The following is a 17,335-nucleotide window of genomic DNA, read 5'->3' as shown; positions in this document are numbered from 1 at the left end:
CCTACTATCAGATTTCTGTTCGTCACAACCAAGTTTTGCCATTTGCTTCCTTCAGATTTCACCTCACGGTGAACACCCTTGCATAGGCTAACGGTTCTCGCTCGACTGAGCCCGTAGAGGACTTTCACCTCCTAGATCAACGCCATGCTCGGCGCACCAAAAAAACCTTTGTGCCTTACGACACAACGGTCAATTTCAATCTTGGTGCAATAATTAGCTTCTAAAGATAAGCTCTATTTGAGTGCGTCATCAAGGCTTTGATCGCCTAGGTGACGTACATCTTTACCCTTCACAAAGTAAATAATGTATTCGCAGATATTTTGGCAGCGGTCTCCCACTCGCTCAATCGCACGCGCTGACCACATCACCTGCAAAATATTAGGAATGTTCTTAGGGTCTTCCATCATATAGGTCATTAACTGACGAATAACGGCCTCGTACTCCGCATCCAACTTATCATCAAGCTTGTGAACTTCAGCTGCCGCATCAACATCCATACGAGCAAAAGCATCTAATACTTGGTGAAGCATGGTGATAGCCTGACGGCAAAGAGGCTCTAAAGATACGTGGAATTTCTGCTCTTTGGTTGAAGGGATCTCAATAGCACCTTGCGCAATTTTAGAAGCAACATCGCCAATACGTTCCAGATCGGTAATGGTTTTGATGATCGCCATAATCAAACGCAGATCCTTCGCTGTCGGCTGACGCTTTGCAATGATTCGAGTACACGCCTCATCAATCGACACTTCCATCGCATTCACTTTGTGGTCATCACGAATCACTTTTTTGGCCAATTCAACATCGTCTTTATGAAGCGCCTGCATTGCAAACGAGAGTTGCTGCTCCACTAACCCGCCCATGGTCAATACATGAGTACGGATCGATTCTAACTCGACATTGAATTGCCCTGAAATGTGGCGACCGAAATGCATACTTGCTCCTTGAAAGAAATGAAGAAAGCCATTTTTGTAGAGTGACTTAGCTCTAGATGACACCTTTGGAGAGGTTAGCCATATCTACCAGTAATGTAGTCTTCCGTCTGGTTTTTCAATGGAGACGTAAAAATTGAGTCCGTATCTGAGTACTCGATCAATTTTCCCATATGAATAAAGGCAGTATGGTCACTTACACGCGCGGCTTGTTGCATGTTGTGGGTAACAATCACCACTGTGTATTGCGTTTTGAGATCGTTGATCAACTCTTCAATCGTCAAAGTAGAAATCGGATCGAGTGCCGATGTCGGCTCATCTAACAACAGCACTTCAGGCTCAATCGCAACCGCACGAGCGATAACCAAACGCTGCTGTTGACCGCCAGATAAACCAAAAGCATTCTCATGCAACCGATCTTTCACTTCATCCCATAACGCAGCAGCGCGCAGAGAGCGTTCAACCGCATCATCAAGGTCTCGGCTGTTGCTAACGCCTTGTAGCCTCAAGCCATAAACCACATTCTCATAGATAGATTTAGGAAAAGGGTTTGGACGCTGGAATACCATACCCACACGGCGTCGTAAGGTCGCAACATCCACCTTAGGGTGATAGACGTTCTTGCCATGAAGCTTCACTTTCCCGGAAACCTTACAGCCTTCAACAAGATCGTTCATGCGATTAATGCAGCGCAGCAGAGTCGACTTACCACACCCAGAAGGGCCGATAAACGCCGTCACCTGCCCCTTCGGGATCTGCATCGAGATATCATCAAGTGCTTGGCTCTCTTTATAGTAAAGATTTAGCCCTTCGATCGAGATAGCAATTTGCTCATCCTTCAGATTGTGAACATCAAGTGGTGCTTGGTAACCCAAGGTTTCATTAATCGAGAACATCTAATCTTGTCCTAAGGTTCGGTATTTTTCACGCAAGTTATTACGGATATTGATGGCTGTTAAGTTCAACCCAACAATCACCGTAACCAATAAAAATGAAGTCGCATACACTAAAGGTCGTGCCGCTTCGATATTAGAGGTTTGAAAACCAACATCATAGATATGAAAGCCTAAATGCATGAACTTTCTATCTAAGTGTAAATACGGAAACTGACCATCGACTGGCAAGCTAGATGCCAATTTAACAACACCCACCAGCATAAGTGGTGCAACTTCCCCCGCGGCTCTCGCGATTGCCAAAATTAAACCAGTGATAATCGCTGGGCTTGCCATCGGTAAAACAATGCGCCAAAGCGTCTCAAATTGAGTCGCACCAAGCGCTAATGAACCGTGCCTCACTGCACTAGGAATACGCGTTAAGCCCTCTTCCGTGGTTACGATAACGACTGGAAGCGTCAAGACCGCTAAGGTTAGTGCTGACCAAAGTAGACCCGGCGTACCAAATGTCGGTGCTGGCAATCGCTCTGCATAGAACAACGTATCAATCGAGCCACCAATGGTATAGACGAAAAAGCCTAAACCAAAAACGCCATACACAATCGACGGTACACCCGCCAAGTTAATCACGGCGATACGAATTAAACGTGTTAGTGCGTTGTTTTTTGCGTATTCATGAAGATATATCGCAGCGACTACCCCAAGAGGCATCACGACGATCGACATGAGAATAACCAACAGTACTGTGCCAAAAATAGCAGGAAACACACCGCCTTCAGAGTTTGAGTCTCGTGGGTTCTCTGATAAGAACTTCCAAACTTGTTTGCCCCAGTGCCCAACCTTTTCTAGGTAAGACATATTATTTGGGTACCAATAATCCAGAATGTGACTTAGCGAAATCTCGACCTGCTCGCCTGTCATATCCTCAACGAGTAAGCTTTCGACATTAAGTTGCGTTCTAAGGTGCTCAAGCTTAACTTCGGCTTCACCTAACTGGCGGTTTAATTCCAGTTTAGTTTGAGTATAGGTTTTAAGGTATTCATCGCTCACTGACTCATTGAGTTCAAGCTTACGCTTTTCTAAGCGCAGGTTTTCCAATTGCCAGCTGATATTGCGAATTTCTTGGTTCACGACACGCGACGTTTCTTTACGTAACGTATCAGCGAACGCCAAGCCTTGTTCGAGCTTTTGGTCTATGTTCGAGTCAAAAGTGCCAGAAGCGGTTTTAAAACCCACCGGCTTACCAAAGAAATAACCACCTCGACTTCGTTCAATCACAACCCAATCAAGCGGGGTAGTGGGTTCACGTAAGTTAACATCCAGAATAGAAACAAAGTCCGCAGGGTACAGTTCTCTGTTAGCAACTTTGATGCTTAAGCGCTGTATCAGCCCAGTCGACAAATTTTGAGGAGACAAAAGGTCATGGACTTGTGGAACTTGCTCTATCGGGATGTATTTTCGTTCATATAACTGACCAACCAATACATCTTGTTTTGATACGGTTTCGTCAAGATCGACCACTAGCGATAAGTCTTTGGAGTCAACTTGCCATTGATACAAAGGTGCGGGCCAAAAATAGGTTAAGCCCTTCCAACCAATCAGCAGCATTAGGCCAAGAACAGAAAGCATACTGATGCTCACCGCCCCGCCCGTAAGCCAGATCCACGGAGAGCCCGATTTAACCCAAGATAATAATGACTTCAGTTTATTCATCATGATCGACCTTGCTCTTGGCGTGCTGAAATCAAGGAGCTGCAAAGATCAAGAGACACGCTAGTCAAGCTACTAAAAGCCATTGATACACATTGAGGCAAACCTTTAAAACTACAGCGCACGATATTTATCTCTCAGTCTTTGTCTAACCCACTCAGCAACTGAGTTCACCGCGAATGTAAAGATAAACAGCAAGAGTGCAGCCAAGAACAGCAAGCGGAAATGAGAACCACCCACTTCTGATTCTGGCAGCTCAACAGCAATCGTTGCCGATAAAGTTCTCATCCCTTCCAAAACATTCCAGTCAAGAATTGGGGTGTTACCTGTCGCCATCAAGACGATCATGGTTTCACCAACTGCTCGCCCTAGCCCCATCATAACCGCAGAAAAGATACCTGGACTCGCCGTCAATAGCACCACATAAATAAGCGTCTGCCACGCCGTCGCACCCAACGCTAATGACCCATCAGACAAATGTTTAGGTACAGAGAAAATAGCATCTTCAGCAATAGTGAAAATCGTTGGGATGACCGCAAAGCCCATAGCAAAACCAACCACTAGCGCATTGCGTTGGTCAAAGTCGATACCATAGCTAGCCAAGAAGGTACGAATATCACCACCAAATAACAAGGCTTCAATGTTGTTTCCACCAGCAAACACCGCAACCACTGTAATCACCAATACCGGAATCAATATCAGAGCATGCCAACCGTTAGAGAAGCGACCCGTTACCCTCTTCGGTAAACAGAACCAAACAAGTCCAGTCAACAGTGTGCTCAGTGGTAATAGCATCATTAATGAGAAGACAGCCGTTAAATGTGTTTCAACGATTGGAGCAAACCAAAGCCCAGCCAAAAATCCGATGATCACGGTTGGAAGAGCTTCCATCAGCTCTATCGAAGGCTTCACCACTCTTCGCATGCGTGGAGACATAAAATAAGCGGTGTAAATAGCTCCGAGCACAGCAACCGGCACGGCAAACATCATCGCAAACAGAGCGGCTTTGATAGTACCGAATGTGATAGGTACTAAACTGAATTTCTCTTCAAAGTCATCATTCGCCGATGTTGATTGCCAAACGTATTGCGGCTCAGGGTAACTTTCATACCAGACCTTTTGCCAAAGCGAGGAGAATGAGATTTGTGGGTATTCATTGTCGACTTTAGCCACACTGATGATGCCATCAATCAACGTTGCCAGATGCAGTTCATTGGCAGACATAGCGGCTAGTTGTGGTGATTTATCAAATGCGCGTTCAAACAACGACAGCTTTTCACTGGTCGTATAGTGGCTTTGTAATGTGCCGTTCTTATAGAAGCTATAAAAACCCTTTCTATAAGTATCAGGAAGAATAAATTGCACTTGTTCAGCAAGTTGGAAGTCTCGAATATGGGTCAGGCTACGCTTTTCATCTTTGAGTACATCGAACCATTGAGAAACCTGTCCGTCCTCATGCGTAACCAACAACGAGTATGCGCCAGACAATAAATCGATGCTTTTCACGGAATGCTTCGCATCATTTAAGCTAAGATCAATCACTTCACGAACATCAAAACCGTTATCTGATAGTTTCAAAACAACCAAATCCGATTGTGCTCGTAGGTATAAGGTTTGCCCATCAGGTGTGACAAGCAGTTGCTGCTGCAAGCCCAACTTATCCGATAGCCATTGGCTCTTCTGAAAAACATACTGACCAGTAAGGTCACTCTGATACCACTTAACCAAGACTCGTTGGTCACTTAACTGCGCGGCAACCGTAATCCCACGTCCATTCTTAGAGAACGCGAATTTGTCGATCGTCGCCCCATTTGAGGGTTCATCATTTAAAAATGGTTCTGGGAGTTCGATTTGCTCAATTTTAGGATCGGCTTCACTGCCCTTTTGCAGCACAGGCGCACTATACTCAGGATAGAAAAAAGTAAGGTTGCTTGCACTATCGGCAAAGGCAAACCAGTTTTCAGATGGGGTATTTCGAGAAAAGGCGATGGGGTTGGCTACAACATCACGCTCAAAGTAAGAGTGTGTATTTTGAGACTCTAAATCCCAAAACTGTACCAAACCAGATTTTTCGATAGTAAATGCATGCTGACCGTATTCATCAACCGATAAGACGATAGGTTTTTCTACGGCAACGGTCTTTACAGCTTGGTCTGTCTCTAAACCAGTATCAGAAAATACCGGTAAAATGACCATCGCCAAGTAAACAAAGATCAATACTAGGGCAGCTAGAACACTGACCGCGCCACATGTCACCGAAAAACGGACGAGACGATCTTTCAACCATCTTTTTTTGTCGCGCTCTTTCAATGAAAATTGGGCTGATGCCATCTGTTTATCTACCTTTTTTTAGCTACTGACATAATATGTACGTTAGATGACAATTATATTACAAGTTACGTTAAACAACTGAAACTAATAACAAGTTTGTTAGCCATATTTCTTAAAGTAAGATCATAGATTTTGTGAATTTTGCCATTCTAATTTAAAGTAATCAGCTCTATAGCCAGTACTCAAGGATTCTCATCTCGATGGAAAAAGACTATGTCACAAAAGAACTTAGCTGGTTATCCTTCAACGAAAGAGTGCTCCAAGAAGCGGCAGATAAGTCAGTCCCCTTAATCGAAAGAGTTCGTTTTTTAGGTATTTACTCGAAAAACCTCGATGAGTTTTACAAAGTCCGATTTGCTGATGTGAAGCGAAAGATCTTACTTCAAGATCCACAGCTAACCTCCAACTCGCCGAAAAGCCTACTGACTAAAATGCAGAGCAAAGCAAGCAAGCTCGATGCTCAATTCCATGAACTGTATAACGACTTGCTATTGGAATTGGTACGCAATCGTATTTTTCTGGTCAACGAACAACAAATCAGCGAAGAACAAAGTGGCTGGATAAAAAAGTACTTTAAGAAAAAAGTGCTGCCACACTTAACTCCGATTCTCTTGAACGAAGATAGCCAGTTACTTAATATTCTCAAAGATGAACAAAGTTACTTAGCCATCGACATCGAGCGTGATGCATCATCTCAATATGTCTTACTCGAAATCCCATCAGAAGCACTCCCTCGATTTGTTAAGTTACCGGAAACTTCGGGTTCGCAGCGTACAACTTTGATCTTGTTAGATAATATAGTTCGATTTTGTTTGGATGACTTACTTAAAGGATTCTTTGAGTATGACTCATTGCGTTGTTTTGCGATAAAAATGACACGTGATGCCGATTATGATCTGCAAGAGGACAATGAAAATAACCTATTAGAATCGATGTCTTTAGGTTTAGAACAGCGCTTAACGGCACTGCCGATACGTCTGATCTATGAATCTGAAATGCCAACTGAAATGCTCAACTTCTTACAAGTCAGACTTAAACTGTCTGACTATGACAGTGTCATCGCAGGTGGTCGCTATCATAACTTCAAACATTTCTCTGAGTTCCCAAGCCTTAACCGACGTGATTTAGTTAATCGTCCTCTACCCGCGATTAAGTGCGCGCATTTCAGCCATTACCCAAACTACTTCGAAGCGATCAAAGCTCGCGACATCTTACTGCATTATCCTTATCACACCTTTAGTCACATCACTGAACTGGTTAGGCAGGCTTCCTTTGACCCGAAGGTAACCTCCATCAAAATAAACGTTTACCGTGTTGCGGAAGGCTCAAAACTCCTCAGCTCAATCATCGATGCGGCGCACAATGGCAAAAAGGTCACTGTGGTTGTCGAGCTGCAAGCACGCTTTGATGAGCAAGCCAACATTCAATGGACCAAGAAACTTCAAGAAGCGGGTGTAAAAGTCATCCATGGCATCCCAAGTTTGAAGATCCATTCCAAGTTGCTGCTCATCAAACGAAAAGAAGGCAAGCATACCGAGCATTATGCCCATATTGGCACTGGCAACTTCCATGAAGTTACAGCGCGCGTGTATACCGATTTCTCTCTGCTCACTGCGAATGAAGATTTGACTCAAGAGGTGAGACAAGTCTTTAAGTATATTGAAAACCCTTATCAAAAGTCCCAGTTCAAGCAACTGATTGTGTCACCAAAGAATACTAGAAAACGTCTGTACCAATTGATAGATAATGAAATACAAAACGCGATAGAAGGTAAACCTGCAAGCATCACTCTAAAACTCAACAACTTGGTCGATCGAGAGATCATTGAAAAGCTCTATCAGGCTAGCCAAGCCAATGTAAAAGTGAGAATGGTCATTCGCGGCATGTGCTCTCTTGTCCCTGGCATACCCAACATCAGTGATCATATTGAGATAGTCAGTGTGGTCGATCGTTTCCTCGAACATCCGAGAGTGATGATATTTGGTAACGCTGGAAAGCCGAAGGTCTATATATCTTCCGCTGACTGGATGACACGAAATTTTGATCACCGCATCGAAGTTGCAGCTCCAATTTTAGATCCAAAGATCAAGCAAACCATTATCGATATCACCGAGTTTCATTTCGATGACAGCAACAAAGCTCGAGTGCTAGACCAAGCGATGAGCAACTCTTACACACAACCACCAGCAAACCTACTTGATTACCCGACGTCACAACTCTCCACTTACCACTATATTAAACGTATGGAGAAACTTGCTCGCAAGAAGTACAAACAAGAGAAGAAATCATGCCGCTAATTGATAACAAACATTCTCGATGTATTGCCGCTATCGACTTGGGTTCGAACAGCTTTCACATGGTGGTTGCCCGAGTATTCGATCAACACCTGCAATTAGTCAGCAGACACAAACAGAAAGTGAGATTAGGTGATGGATTGGATGAACGTAACGTCCTATCTGAAAGCGCTATCGAGCGAGGCCTAGAATGCCTCAAGGTGTTCGCAGAACGACTGGCGGATTTTGAGCTTGATGATGTCAGAGTTGTTGCGACTCATACCCTAAGAAAAGCCAAAAACGCTAAAGACTTCTTAGAGCAAGCCAAGCCACTGTTTCCTTTTCCAATAGAGATCATTTCCGGTCAAGAAGAAGCTCGAATAATCTATAACGGAGCAGAACACACTCAAACCGCTTCTGAATCTAAGTTGGTTATTGATATCGGTGGAGGGAGTACGGAACTCGTCGCCGGACAAGGCTTTACTCCTCTAATTATGCGCAGTTTACCGATGGGATGCGTCAACTTCACTCAACGTTTCTTTGCTGACGAAGGGCTAACTTCACGACACTTCTCAGATGCTTATACCGCAGCTACTCGTCTATTGATGCCATTGATTGAAGAATACACAAAAGCCCCTTGGGAAATCGCTTTTGGCTCATCTGGTACCACGAAATCAATAAAAGAAGTACTCATTGGCTTAGGGTTCACCGATGGTCTCATTACGCCCCAACGCCTGTCCTATTTAAAGAATCACTTATGTGAGTTTTCATCATCCAACACCGTAAATCTTTCAGGCTTAAGTGATGAGAGAAAGCCTGTGTTTGCTGCAGGCGTCACCATTCTTTCAGCAGCAATGGATACGCTAGACATCAAGGAGTTACATTTTTCTGATGGTGCCCTGAGAGAAGGCGTTCTTTATGACATGGAGGATAGGTTTAAAGATATTGATATTCGAACAAGAACTGCCGAAACGCTCGTCTCTCGATACCATGTAGACGTAACTCATGGCGAGAAAGTGAAAGTGCTCGCTCTTTCATTGCTGAAACAAGTACAGCCTCAAGTGACAACTGCGGTCACTAATGAGCTGTATGATCTGCTTGGTTGGGCTGCAGTACTTCATGAGGTAGGACAAAGCATTGCATTCCAAGGCTATCACCGCCATTCGGCTTATCTGCTTAAGCATACGACAATGCCAGGCTTTAATACTGAGCAACAACGCCTTATATCAGCATTGGTTCGCTATCAAAGAAAAGCGCTCAAACTACAAGATTTGCCGGAACTTTCTCTGTTTACTCAGCAACAAGTCACCCTGCTGATTCGTATATTGAGACTCGCTATCTTACTCAACCGTCAGCGAAATCAAGCACTGGCCCCAGACGTGACTCTAACGATTGAACAACAGGATAACTGGGAATTGAAAGGAACTAACAGCGATTGGTTGGCCCAAAACCAACTGCTTGATTATGAGCTCAGAGAAGAGCAACAACGTTGGAAAAATGCAGAATGGTCGTTGCAGCTAAAATAACGAACAGTCAAAATAAAAACAGCTTGCGACGCGCAAGCTGTTCATACGTTTTTTTCTAAGTTTGTCGTAGCCTGAATTAGAGCCCGACTTTTGCCAATTCTTGCTCTGCGAACTCAGACGGTATCGCTAAATAGCCATCTTTCTCTACAAGTTCTTGTCCTTGCTTTGAGAACACAAAAGTGAGGAACTCTCTTTCAACGGGAGAAAGCGGTTTATCTGGGTGTTTGTTCACGTATACGTAAAGAAAGCGTGATAGAGGGTAATCACCGCTCAAGATATTCGCTCGAGTCGGCTCTACATAATCAGAACCATGCTCAGCAATAGGAATTAACTTAACGCCAGCGACACGATAGCCAATACCTGAGTAGCCAATCCCACTGATGGATGAAGCGACCGACTGAACGACTGAAGCCGAACCAGGTTGCTCATTCACACGATTTTTAAAGTCACCGCCGCACAGTGCATTCTGTTTGAAGTATCCATAAGTCCCCGATACAGAATTGCGACCGAACAATTGGAATCGATGTTTCGCCCATGGCTGATCGATTCCGAGATCTTGCCAGTTATTGAGGGGCCTTGTTGCTCCGCAGCGTAATGTCTCAGAAAAAATGCCATCAATCTGACGAAAGTTAAGCCCCTCAATAGGGTTATCACGATGCACAAAAAGCCCAATCGCATCGATAGCAACTCGCAGTGCTGTTGGCTTATATCCATGCTCCCTTTCAAATGCTTCAATTTCTCGCAGGCGCATCGGACGACTCATTGGCCCTAGATGTGCAGTCCCTTCGGTTAAGGCTGGAGGAGCAGTAGAAGAACCCGATGCTTGGACTTGAGCGTTAACATTTGGGTAGTAGGACTTGAACTCTTCCACCCATAACGTCGTCATACCCGCTAAGGTATCCGAACCGACCGATAATAAGCTCCCAGAAATTCCCGGAACCTTAGAATAATCAGGAAGAGAATCGACACCCTGTTCGGCATGCACAGGGTTAACTAAAGCAAACGCTAATAATGAGCTGACTGGAAAATGCATCCTGCGTATCGAACAACTCATGATACGGTCAGTCGATTTGGTAAAGTAAAATGGAAACGACTGCCGACGCCCACTTCACTTTGAATTTCGAGATGTGAATCGTGGTGGCTAAGCGCATGCTTTACAATCGCTAATCCAAGACCACTACCACCGGTATCACGAGAGCGGGCTTTATCTACACGATAGAAGCGCTCTGTGAGTCGATGTAAGTGTTGAGGCTCAATACCATCACCAGTATCTGACACATCTAAGCACGCGCCTTGGCTGGTTTGATACCAACGCACTTTGACCGTTGCACCTGCGGGTGTGTATTTAACCGCGTTATAAACCAAATTCGATATCGCACTTCTCAATTGGTCTTCATCGGCAAGAACTCGTAGGCTCTTATCGATATCAAACTCAAGCTTATGTTCGCGCTCACCGCTAAGGCTCGCCGCTTCTTTCTCAAGAACCTCAAGCATCGCCGGAACGTTGACCACTTCATCCAACTCATGCATTGGCGCCGCTTCAATTTTCGAAAGCGTGAGTAGTTGATTAACCAAACTGTTCATTCGATTGAGCTGCTCAGTCATTACGCCATGCGCCTTGGTCCACATTGGGCCAACGATCATGTCTGGATCTTCGGTCATTTCAAGGTAACCTTGAAGGACGGTCATCGGCGTACGCAATTCATGAGAAACGTTAGCGAAGAAGTTACGGCGCATGCCTTCTAACTGCTTAAGCTGGGTCACATCACGTACCACCATCAGGTGTTCACCCTCGGTATACGGCACAATACGCAGCTCGAGCATACGCTCCACATTCAATGGAGAAGGCATCTCTAATGGCTCAGAGAAATCTTGCTTATTAAGGTACTTAATAAAATCTGGAGTACGAATCAAATTCGAGATCGGTTGACCTGAATCATCTGGCCAACGAAAGCCCAGCAAATACTGAGCTAGCTTGTTACACCAAACGATATTGCCTTCACCGCGAAATACCACAACGGCATCGGGAAGCGATTCTGCACCGTTACGGAAACGGCGGATAAGGTTAGTCAGTTCTTTGCGTTTGCGACGCTGTCTCTGCTGCATACGATAAATACCGTTAAACAGAGATTCCCAGTTCCCAGAGCCTGAAGGTGGAGTTAGACGCTTCTCATCCCACAGCCATGCGGACAAACGCATTTGGTTGTGTAGATGCCAGCCGAGCTGCAATACCGTAGCAGCCAGCAGCAACCAAGGTAGGTAACCGAATATCCATCCGACTAAAACCCATGGTGCGTAAAAAAAAGCCAGCTCCCAAGCCAGCTTTTTCCAGGTTAACTTTTCAACCATTCAGGACTCCGTAAACTGGGCAGCGAAGCCACATTAAGCCTTTGTAGAAAAACGGTAGCCAGCGCCACGAACCGTTTGGATTAGCTTATCGTGACCTGCAGACTCAAGCGCTTTACGCAGGCGTCGAATATGTACATCAACCGTTCGGTCTTCAACGTAAACATTGGTACCCCAAACGTTGTTAAGCAGCTGCTCTCGGCTGTATACACGCTCTTGGTGCGTCATAAAGAAATGCAGCATTTTGAATTCTGTTGGTCCCATATCAACTGGACCTTCACTTGCGGTCACGCGGTGTGATACTGGGTCTAATTTAAGGCCCTGTACATCAATCACATCTTCCAATGCCGTTGGTGTTACACGACGAATCACCGCTTTAAGGCGAGCAACAAGCTCTTTTGGCGAAAACGGTTTGGTAATGTAGTCGTCAGCGCCAACTTCTAAACCGCGAACCTTATCTTCTTCTTCGCCACGAGCCGTTAGCATCACCACTGGGATGTTGCGAGTTAACTCTTCACGCTTCATGTGCTTGATAAAGTTTATCCCGCTACCGCCAGGTAGCATCCAATCTAGTAATACTAGATCTGGGAAAGGTTCACATAGCTTGTTTACCGCTGTATCGTAATCTTCAGCCTCTACTGCTTGGTAGCCTTTTTGTTCAAGCACGAAGCACAGCATCTCACGAATAGGTGCTTCATCTTCAACGACCAGAATCCTTCTCGACATAATTGAATAGCCTTTGTATTTAATCAACGCATTGCATTATCTGAGTTAATTATGACACTTTTGTGACCTTTGAAAACAAATTTTCATATAACTGTCTCAAACATTTCACTTTATAACTTTTGATACAGAGCTAGGGACAAATCGAATTAGATCTCATATCATGAAGCACTTCTAAAAAGGTATGAGAAAAATTTATGTGGTTTAAAAATTGCCTAGTCTATCGCTTCAACCGTGATATTGATTTCAACGCAGATCAGCTAGAGAAACAACTTGAAGAATTCCGCTTTACTCCTTGTGGTAGCCAAGACAAACAGAAGTTTGGTTGGGTACACGCAATGGGTAGACATGGCGATATGATGACGCACGTATCAGAAAACCGCATTCTTATCTGTGCAAAGAAAGAAGAGAAAATGCTACCCGCTTCTGTGATCAAAGAATCATTGAACGCAAAAGTAGAAACGCTTGAGGCAGAGTCTGGTACCCCTCTGAAAAAGAAAGAGAAAGACAGCCTAAAAGAAGACATCATCATTGATCTACTTCCTCGAGCATTCAGCCGCAGCAACTTCACTTACGCGCTGATCATGCCAAAAGAAGGTTTCATTGTGGTTGATGCGAGCAGCTACAAAAAAGCAGAAGATGTATTAGCATTGCTACGTAAGACAATGGGTAGCCTGCCAGTAGTGCCAGCTATCCCAGAGCAAGCGATCGAAACGACTCTTACAGAATGGGTGAAATCAGGTGATACGCCACAAGGCATCACTATGCTTGATGAAGCAGAACTAAAATCTATTCAAGAAGACGGCGGTATTGTTCGAGTTAAGAAACAAGAACTAGAAGCTGATGAGATTAAAAACCACATCGAAGCCAATAAGATGGTGACGAAACTTCTTATCAACTGGCAAGACCGTATTGAATTCATTCTTGCAGAAGATGGCAGCATCAAACGCCTAAAATTCAGTGATGAGCTCAAAGACGAAAACGACGATATTCCTCGTGAAGATCAAGCTGCGCGTTTTGATGCGGACTTCTCTCTACTTTGTGGTGAGTTCAGTGTTTTCCTTCCAAACCTATTTGAATCATTAGGCGGGTTAACTCAACCTAACGCTTAATCAGTCAAACTATAGGCTCAGGTGCTAACGGTATCTGAGCTTATTTCTCACTAAGTTCTCACTTATATCTGCCTCTAGACCCTCTTGTTAATGTCATTGCTATCTTTAGGGCTATCAACCAAACTCATTTTAGCGTAAAATTTGCGCCCCTTTGATATCACTTGGTGGTATCAACCTGACTTGAGATCAGATTAGAGAACGAAGCAATGACTACACAAAAACCATTTGTACCTGAACTATTATCACCGGCAGGAAGCCTCAAAAACATGCGTTACGCATTCGCCTACGGCGCAGATGCAGTATACGCAGGCCAGCCACGTTACAGCCTTCGTGTTCGTAACAACGAGTTCAATCACGAAAACCTACAAATCGGTATCGATGAAGCTCATGCTCAAGGCAAAAAGTTATATGTTGTATGTAACATTCAGCCGCACAACTCTAAATTAAAAACATTCATTCGCGACCTCAAACCAGTTGTAGACATGGGCCCTGACGCGCTTATCATGTCAGATCCTGGTCTTATCATGATGGTTCGTGAAGCATTCCCTGAAATGCCAATCCATCTTTCTGTTCAAGCAAACGCAGTAAACTGGGCGACCGTTAAGTTCTGGTCAACTCAAGGCGTTGAGCGTGTGATCTTATCTCGTGAGCTATCGCTTGAAGAGATCGAAGAGATTCGCGAACACTGCCCAGAAACAGAGCTAGAGATCTTTGTTCACGGAGCTCTTTGCATGGCTTACTCAGGCCGTTGTCTGCTTTCTGGTTACATGAACAAGCGCGATCCAAACCAAGGTACTTGCACCAACGCTTGCCGCTGGGAATACAAAACAGAAGCAGCGAAAGAAGACGAAAACGGTCAGATCGTTGAAGCAAACCCTACTGGTGTTGCTATTCAAGAAGTAGAAACGCAAGACATTGAAGTTCAAGATGAGCGTCCAGACAACACACTAGGCCTTGGTAAACCAACAGACGAAGTGGTTCTGCTTTCTGAATCACACAAGCCAGAAGAGAAAATGGCAGCGTTTGAAGATGAGCATGGTACTTACATCATGAACTCAAAAGACCTTCGTGCAATCCAACACGTTGAGCGCCTAACGAAGATGGGTGTTCACTCTCTGAAGATTGAAGGTCGTACTAAGTCTTTCTACTACTGTGCACGTACTGCTCAGGTTTACCGTAAAGCTATTGACGATGCAGTGGCAGGCAAACCATTCGATGAAAGCCTAATGGGTACACTAGAGAGCCTAGCTCACCGTGGTTACACTGAAGGCTTCTTACGTCGCCATACACACGATACATACCAAAACTACGAGTACGGTTACTCTATCTCTGACACTCAACAGTTTGTTGGTGAGTTCACAGGTAAGCGCCGTGGTGACCTAGCGGAAGTAGAAGTGAAGAACAAGTTCCTAGTAGGCGACAGCTTAGAAATGATGACACCGAAAGGTAACGTTGTTTTCAAACTAGAAGTTATGGAAAACCGCAAATCTGAAGCGGTCGACGATGCGAAAGGTAACGGTCACTTTGTATTTATTCCTGTACCAGCAGATCTAGATCTAGAGTACGGCTTGCTGATGCGTAACTTGAGCGAAGGCCAAGATACACGTAACGCATCAGGCAAATAATTTTTACTTAAGCGACTTACTTGAGAAGAAAATAATGGCTCTGTTAATTACTGACAAGTGCATAAACTGCGATATGTGTGATCCTGAATGCCCAAATGGTGCAATCACTATGGGCGACAGCATCTTCGAGATCGATCCTGATTTATGTACAGAGTGTAAAGGTCACTATGAAAAGCCAACATGCCAGTCAGTGTGTCCGATTACAAAATGCATCATCACTGACCCAAACCATATTGAAACTGATGACGAGCTACTTGAGAAGTTTGTTATCATTCAAGGCTTGACCTAAAAGAAGAAAGGTTCAACTTAACCATAAGTTGAACCTTTTTTTTCATCCTGATTTTCCGATTGGATAAATATTGCAGAAGAGCTCTTTTTCAAATTGATATTCGAGTCGTTCTCGCCAGTTTATTGATTGAGCTATAGGAACAAGATAAAAGTTTTCCCTGCTGGTATCGGTCACAAATGCCATTCCATACTGCATCAATTCATAGTGAACATCATTTACGAAACTAGGGTCTAAACGTTGTCTGCCTGTTAGCTGATTGATGTCATCTCTTGAAATTGAAATACCCGAGCTTTCAGCGTTGAACCTATGTCTTAACCATTCTGAAAATTCCTTCGCACAAATCATAGTCATAGTCTTATCCTTGAATTATCTATCGACGGGTATCAGACTCTGATTTCGCATACTGCATATAAGCCGCATCTTTCACCCCAAAACACTCAATCCCTGACCAAACCTTGTCAAATTCGCCATCGCCCTTGCTGATACCGTTATTGCTTTTATTAATATCAAACGATGTTCTTAATCTCGTGTTTATAAACTCTAGACAAAAGTGTGATATTTCTCCAGTTTTAGAGTCGAAAAAACCAGTGGCAGTACCACTGTAAAAAGCCTCGATAAACAGGATTACTTCTTAGATATCAAGGCCAAACATTGACTTGGCATCACTTTAACTTTTTTCTTTTTCTTAGTTTTCGCTACTTTTTTAGGAGGTGGAACTGGAACAGTCTGTGGAGCCCAACTTGCAAGTTCATATCCGCAACCATCACCTTTAGGAGGGCTCGCTTGAGCTATGCAGTTTGAACTGCCTTCAGGACACTTTAAACGAACGTGGAAGTGGGAGTGGTGTCCCCACCAAGGTCTTATTTTGCCTAACCAAGCTCTATCATTAGCGTCAGAGTTTTCTTGTTCACAAAGGGTTTGCTTGATCACTGGATGAACAAAAATACGCACCACTTTTTCATCTTTCGCCGCATAACGAATAACTTGAAAATGATCATCGGTCCAATTCGATTCACGCAATTTGTAGTTGGTAAGATCCACAACGCTCACAGGTTTAGGCACAGCTAATTCGTTCTCTGACAACCTCTTACTGGTTAACCTTAGCCATATATCAATATCTAACCCTGTTTGATGACTTGAATGACCTGAAGAAAAGCGCCCTCCTCTGGGAAGAGAAATATCACCGATCAATAAATTAGTATTGAGCTTCTCGCTGGTCGTGACTCCTAACCTCTCAATAAACTTTATAGCTTCTGTATGGCCATAGTAGCGCTCTCTTTGAGGGCGAATGATCTGATACCCCAAACCATTAATAGGCAAAGCCTGCGCGCCGTCTAGACAGCCATTGGCATAGCTTCCAATTGATGAGGGTGAATTTTTAGTAGGGTGACTCTCTTTTTCCCACGAAGTTGCTGATAGAGAAAATGAACAAAAGAATACAACCAGTGCAAAAAAGAACCTCATAATAATCCCAAATTACTGACGCTTACTCATTATATTAGTCGCCATTTAGGATTAGGTGCATATCGTACTTAAGTTTTTGGTGGTAGCTAGTGAATTATACCAATTAAAGTAAAA

At 44.0% G+C, this 17,335-nt stretch carries 14 protein-coding genes; 5 read left to right on the top strand and 9 right to left on the bottom strand.

The features are described 5' to 3' along the window. Positions 1 to 233: 233 nt before the first annotated feature. The 4 genes from phoU to AB4161_RS00380 all read right to left on the bottom strand — a co-directional run bounded on the left by phoU (position 234) and on the right by AB4161_RS00380 (position 5,863). On the bottom strand, positions 234 to 932 hold the full coding sequence (gene phoU, locus AB4161_RS00395; protein WP_009848270.1) for a phosphate signaling complex protein PhoU: 699 nt from the start codon (positions 930 to 932) through the stop codon (positions 234 to 236). A gap of 74 nt (positions 933 to 1,006) precedes the next feature. Beyond that, complete coding sequence (pstB, locus tag AB4161_RS00390) at positions 1,007 to 1,825, bottom strand: phosphate ABC transporter ATP-binding protein PstB (RefSeq protein WP_009848269.1); 819 nt, start codon at positions 1,823 to 1,825, stop codon at positions 1,007 to 1,009. After that, complete coding sequence (gene pstA / locus AB4161_RS00385) at positions 1,826 to 3,535, bottom strand: phosphate ABC transporter permease PstA (protein ID WP_102394416.1); 1,710 nt, start codon at positions 3,533 to 3,535, stop codon at positions 1,826 to 1,828. A gap of 111 nt (positions 3,536 to 3,646) precedes the next feature. Beyond that, positions 3,647 to 5,863, bottom strand: coding sequence for an ABC transporter permease subunit (locus tag AB4161_RS00380; protein WP_372082525.1), 2,217 nt, complete (start codon positions 5,861 to 5,863; stop codon positions 3,647 to 3,649). Positions 5,864 to 6,063: 200 nt separating this feature from the next. On the opposite strand from AB4161_RS00380, the gene ppk1 reads away from it, so the two are divergent. Next, positions 6,064 to 8,160, top strand: a complete 2,097-nt coding sequence (ppk1, locus tag AB4161_RS00375) for a polyphosphate kinase 1 (RefSeq protein WP_017066137.1) — start codon at positions 6,064 to 6,066, stop codon at positions 8,158 to 8,160. Further along, positions 8,151 to 9,662 (top strand): exopolyphosphatase, encoded by a 1,512-nt coding sequence (gene ppx / locus AB4161_RS00370; protein ID WP_210447367.1) that lies wholly within the window; start codon positions 8,151 to 8,153, stop codon positions 9,660 to 9,662. Before ppk1 ends, ppx begins: the two co-directional genes overlap by 10 nt. Positions 9,663 to 9,738: 76 nt before the next feature. On the opposite strand, the gene AB4161_RS00365 is transcribed toward ppx, so the two are convergent. The 3 genes from AB4161_RS00365 to phoB are packed head-to-tail and all read right to left on the bottom strand — an operon-like array spanning position 9,739 to position 12,734. Continuing rightward, entirely contained in the window at positions 9,739 to 10,716 is a 978-nt protein-coding gene (locus AB4161_RS00365) for a PstS family phosphate ABC transporter substrate-binding protein (RefSeq protein WP_032548820.1), read from the bottom strand. After that, positions 10,713 to 12,011 (bottom strand): phosphate regulon sensor histidine kinase PhoR, encoded by a 1,299-nt coding sequence (phoR, locus tag AB4161_RS00360; RefSeq protein WP_004740365.1) that lies wholly within the window; start codon positions 12,009 to 12,011, stop codon positions 10,713 to 10,715. Before phoR ends, AB4161_RS00365 begins: the two co-directional genes overlap by 4 nt. A 33-nt stretch (positions 12,012 to 12,044) precedes the next feature. Further along, positions 12,045 to 12,734 (bottom strand): phosphate regulon transcriptional regulator PhoB, encoded by a 690-nt coding sequence (gene phoB / locus AB4161_RS00355; protein WP_004735064.1) that lies wholly within the window; start codon positions 12,732 to 12,734, stop codon positions 12,045 to 12,047. 194 nt (positions 12,735 to 12,928) lie between these two features. Between phoB and rdgC the strand changes: the two genes are divergently transcribed. The 3 genes from rdgC to AB4161_RS00340 all read left to right on the top strand — a co-directional run bounded on the left by rdgC (position 12,929) and on the right by AB4161_RS00340 (position 15,757). Further along, positions 12,929 to 13,843, top strand: a complete 915-nt coding sequence (rdgC, locus tag AB4161_RS00350; RefSeq protein ID WP_017062534.1) for a recombination-associated protein RdgC — start codon at positions 12,929 to 12,931, stop codon at positions 13,841 to 13,843. Positions 13,844 to 14,049: 206 nt separating this feature from the next. Further along, positions 14,050 to 15,468: a tRNA 5-hydroxyuridine modification protein YegQ gene (gene yegQ / locus AB4161_RS00345; RefSeq protein WP_017062848.1), complete on the top strand. Its 1,419-nt coding sequence runs from the start codon at positions 14,050 to 14,052 to the stop codon at positions 15,466 to 15,468. Between the two features lie 34 nt (positions 15,469 to 15,502). Further along, positions 15,503 to 15,757, top strand: coding sequence for a YfhL family 4Fe-4S dicluster ferredoxin (locus AB4161_RS00340; RefSeq protein ID WP_004735061.1), 255 nt, complete (start codon positions 15,503 to 15,505; stop codon positions 15,755 to 15,757). A gap of 42 nt (positions 15,758 to 15,799) precedes the next feature. Here AB4161_RS00340 and AB4161_RS00335 read toward each other — a convergent pair whose 3' ends face one another. Continuing rightward, positions 15,800 to 16,108: a hypothetical protein gene (locus AB4161_RS00335; protein ID WP_017062536.1), complete on the bottom strand. Its 309-nt coding sequence runs from the start codon at positions 16,106 to 16,108 to the stop codon at positions 15,800 to 15,802. Between the two features lie 273 nt (positions 16,109 to 16,381). Beyond that, entirely contained in the window at positions 16,382 to 17,221 is an 840-nt protein-coding gene (gene mepA / locus AB4161_RS00330) for a penicillin-insensitive murein endopeptidase (protein ID WP_102394397.1), read from the bottom strand. Positions 17,222 to 17,335: the final 114 nt, after the last annotated feature.

Source organism: Vibrio sp. 10N.286.51.E5, from assembly GCF_041469125.1.
GTDB lineage: Bacteria > Pseudomonadota > Gammaproteobacteria > Enterobacterales > Vibrionaceae > Vibrio > Vibrio crassostreae_C.
This window is presented reverse-complemented; position numbering and strand designations above follow the sequence as displayed.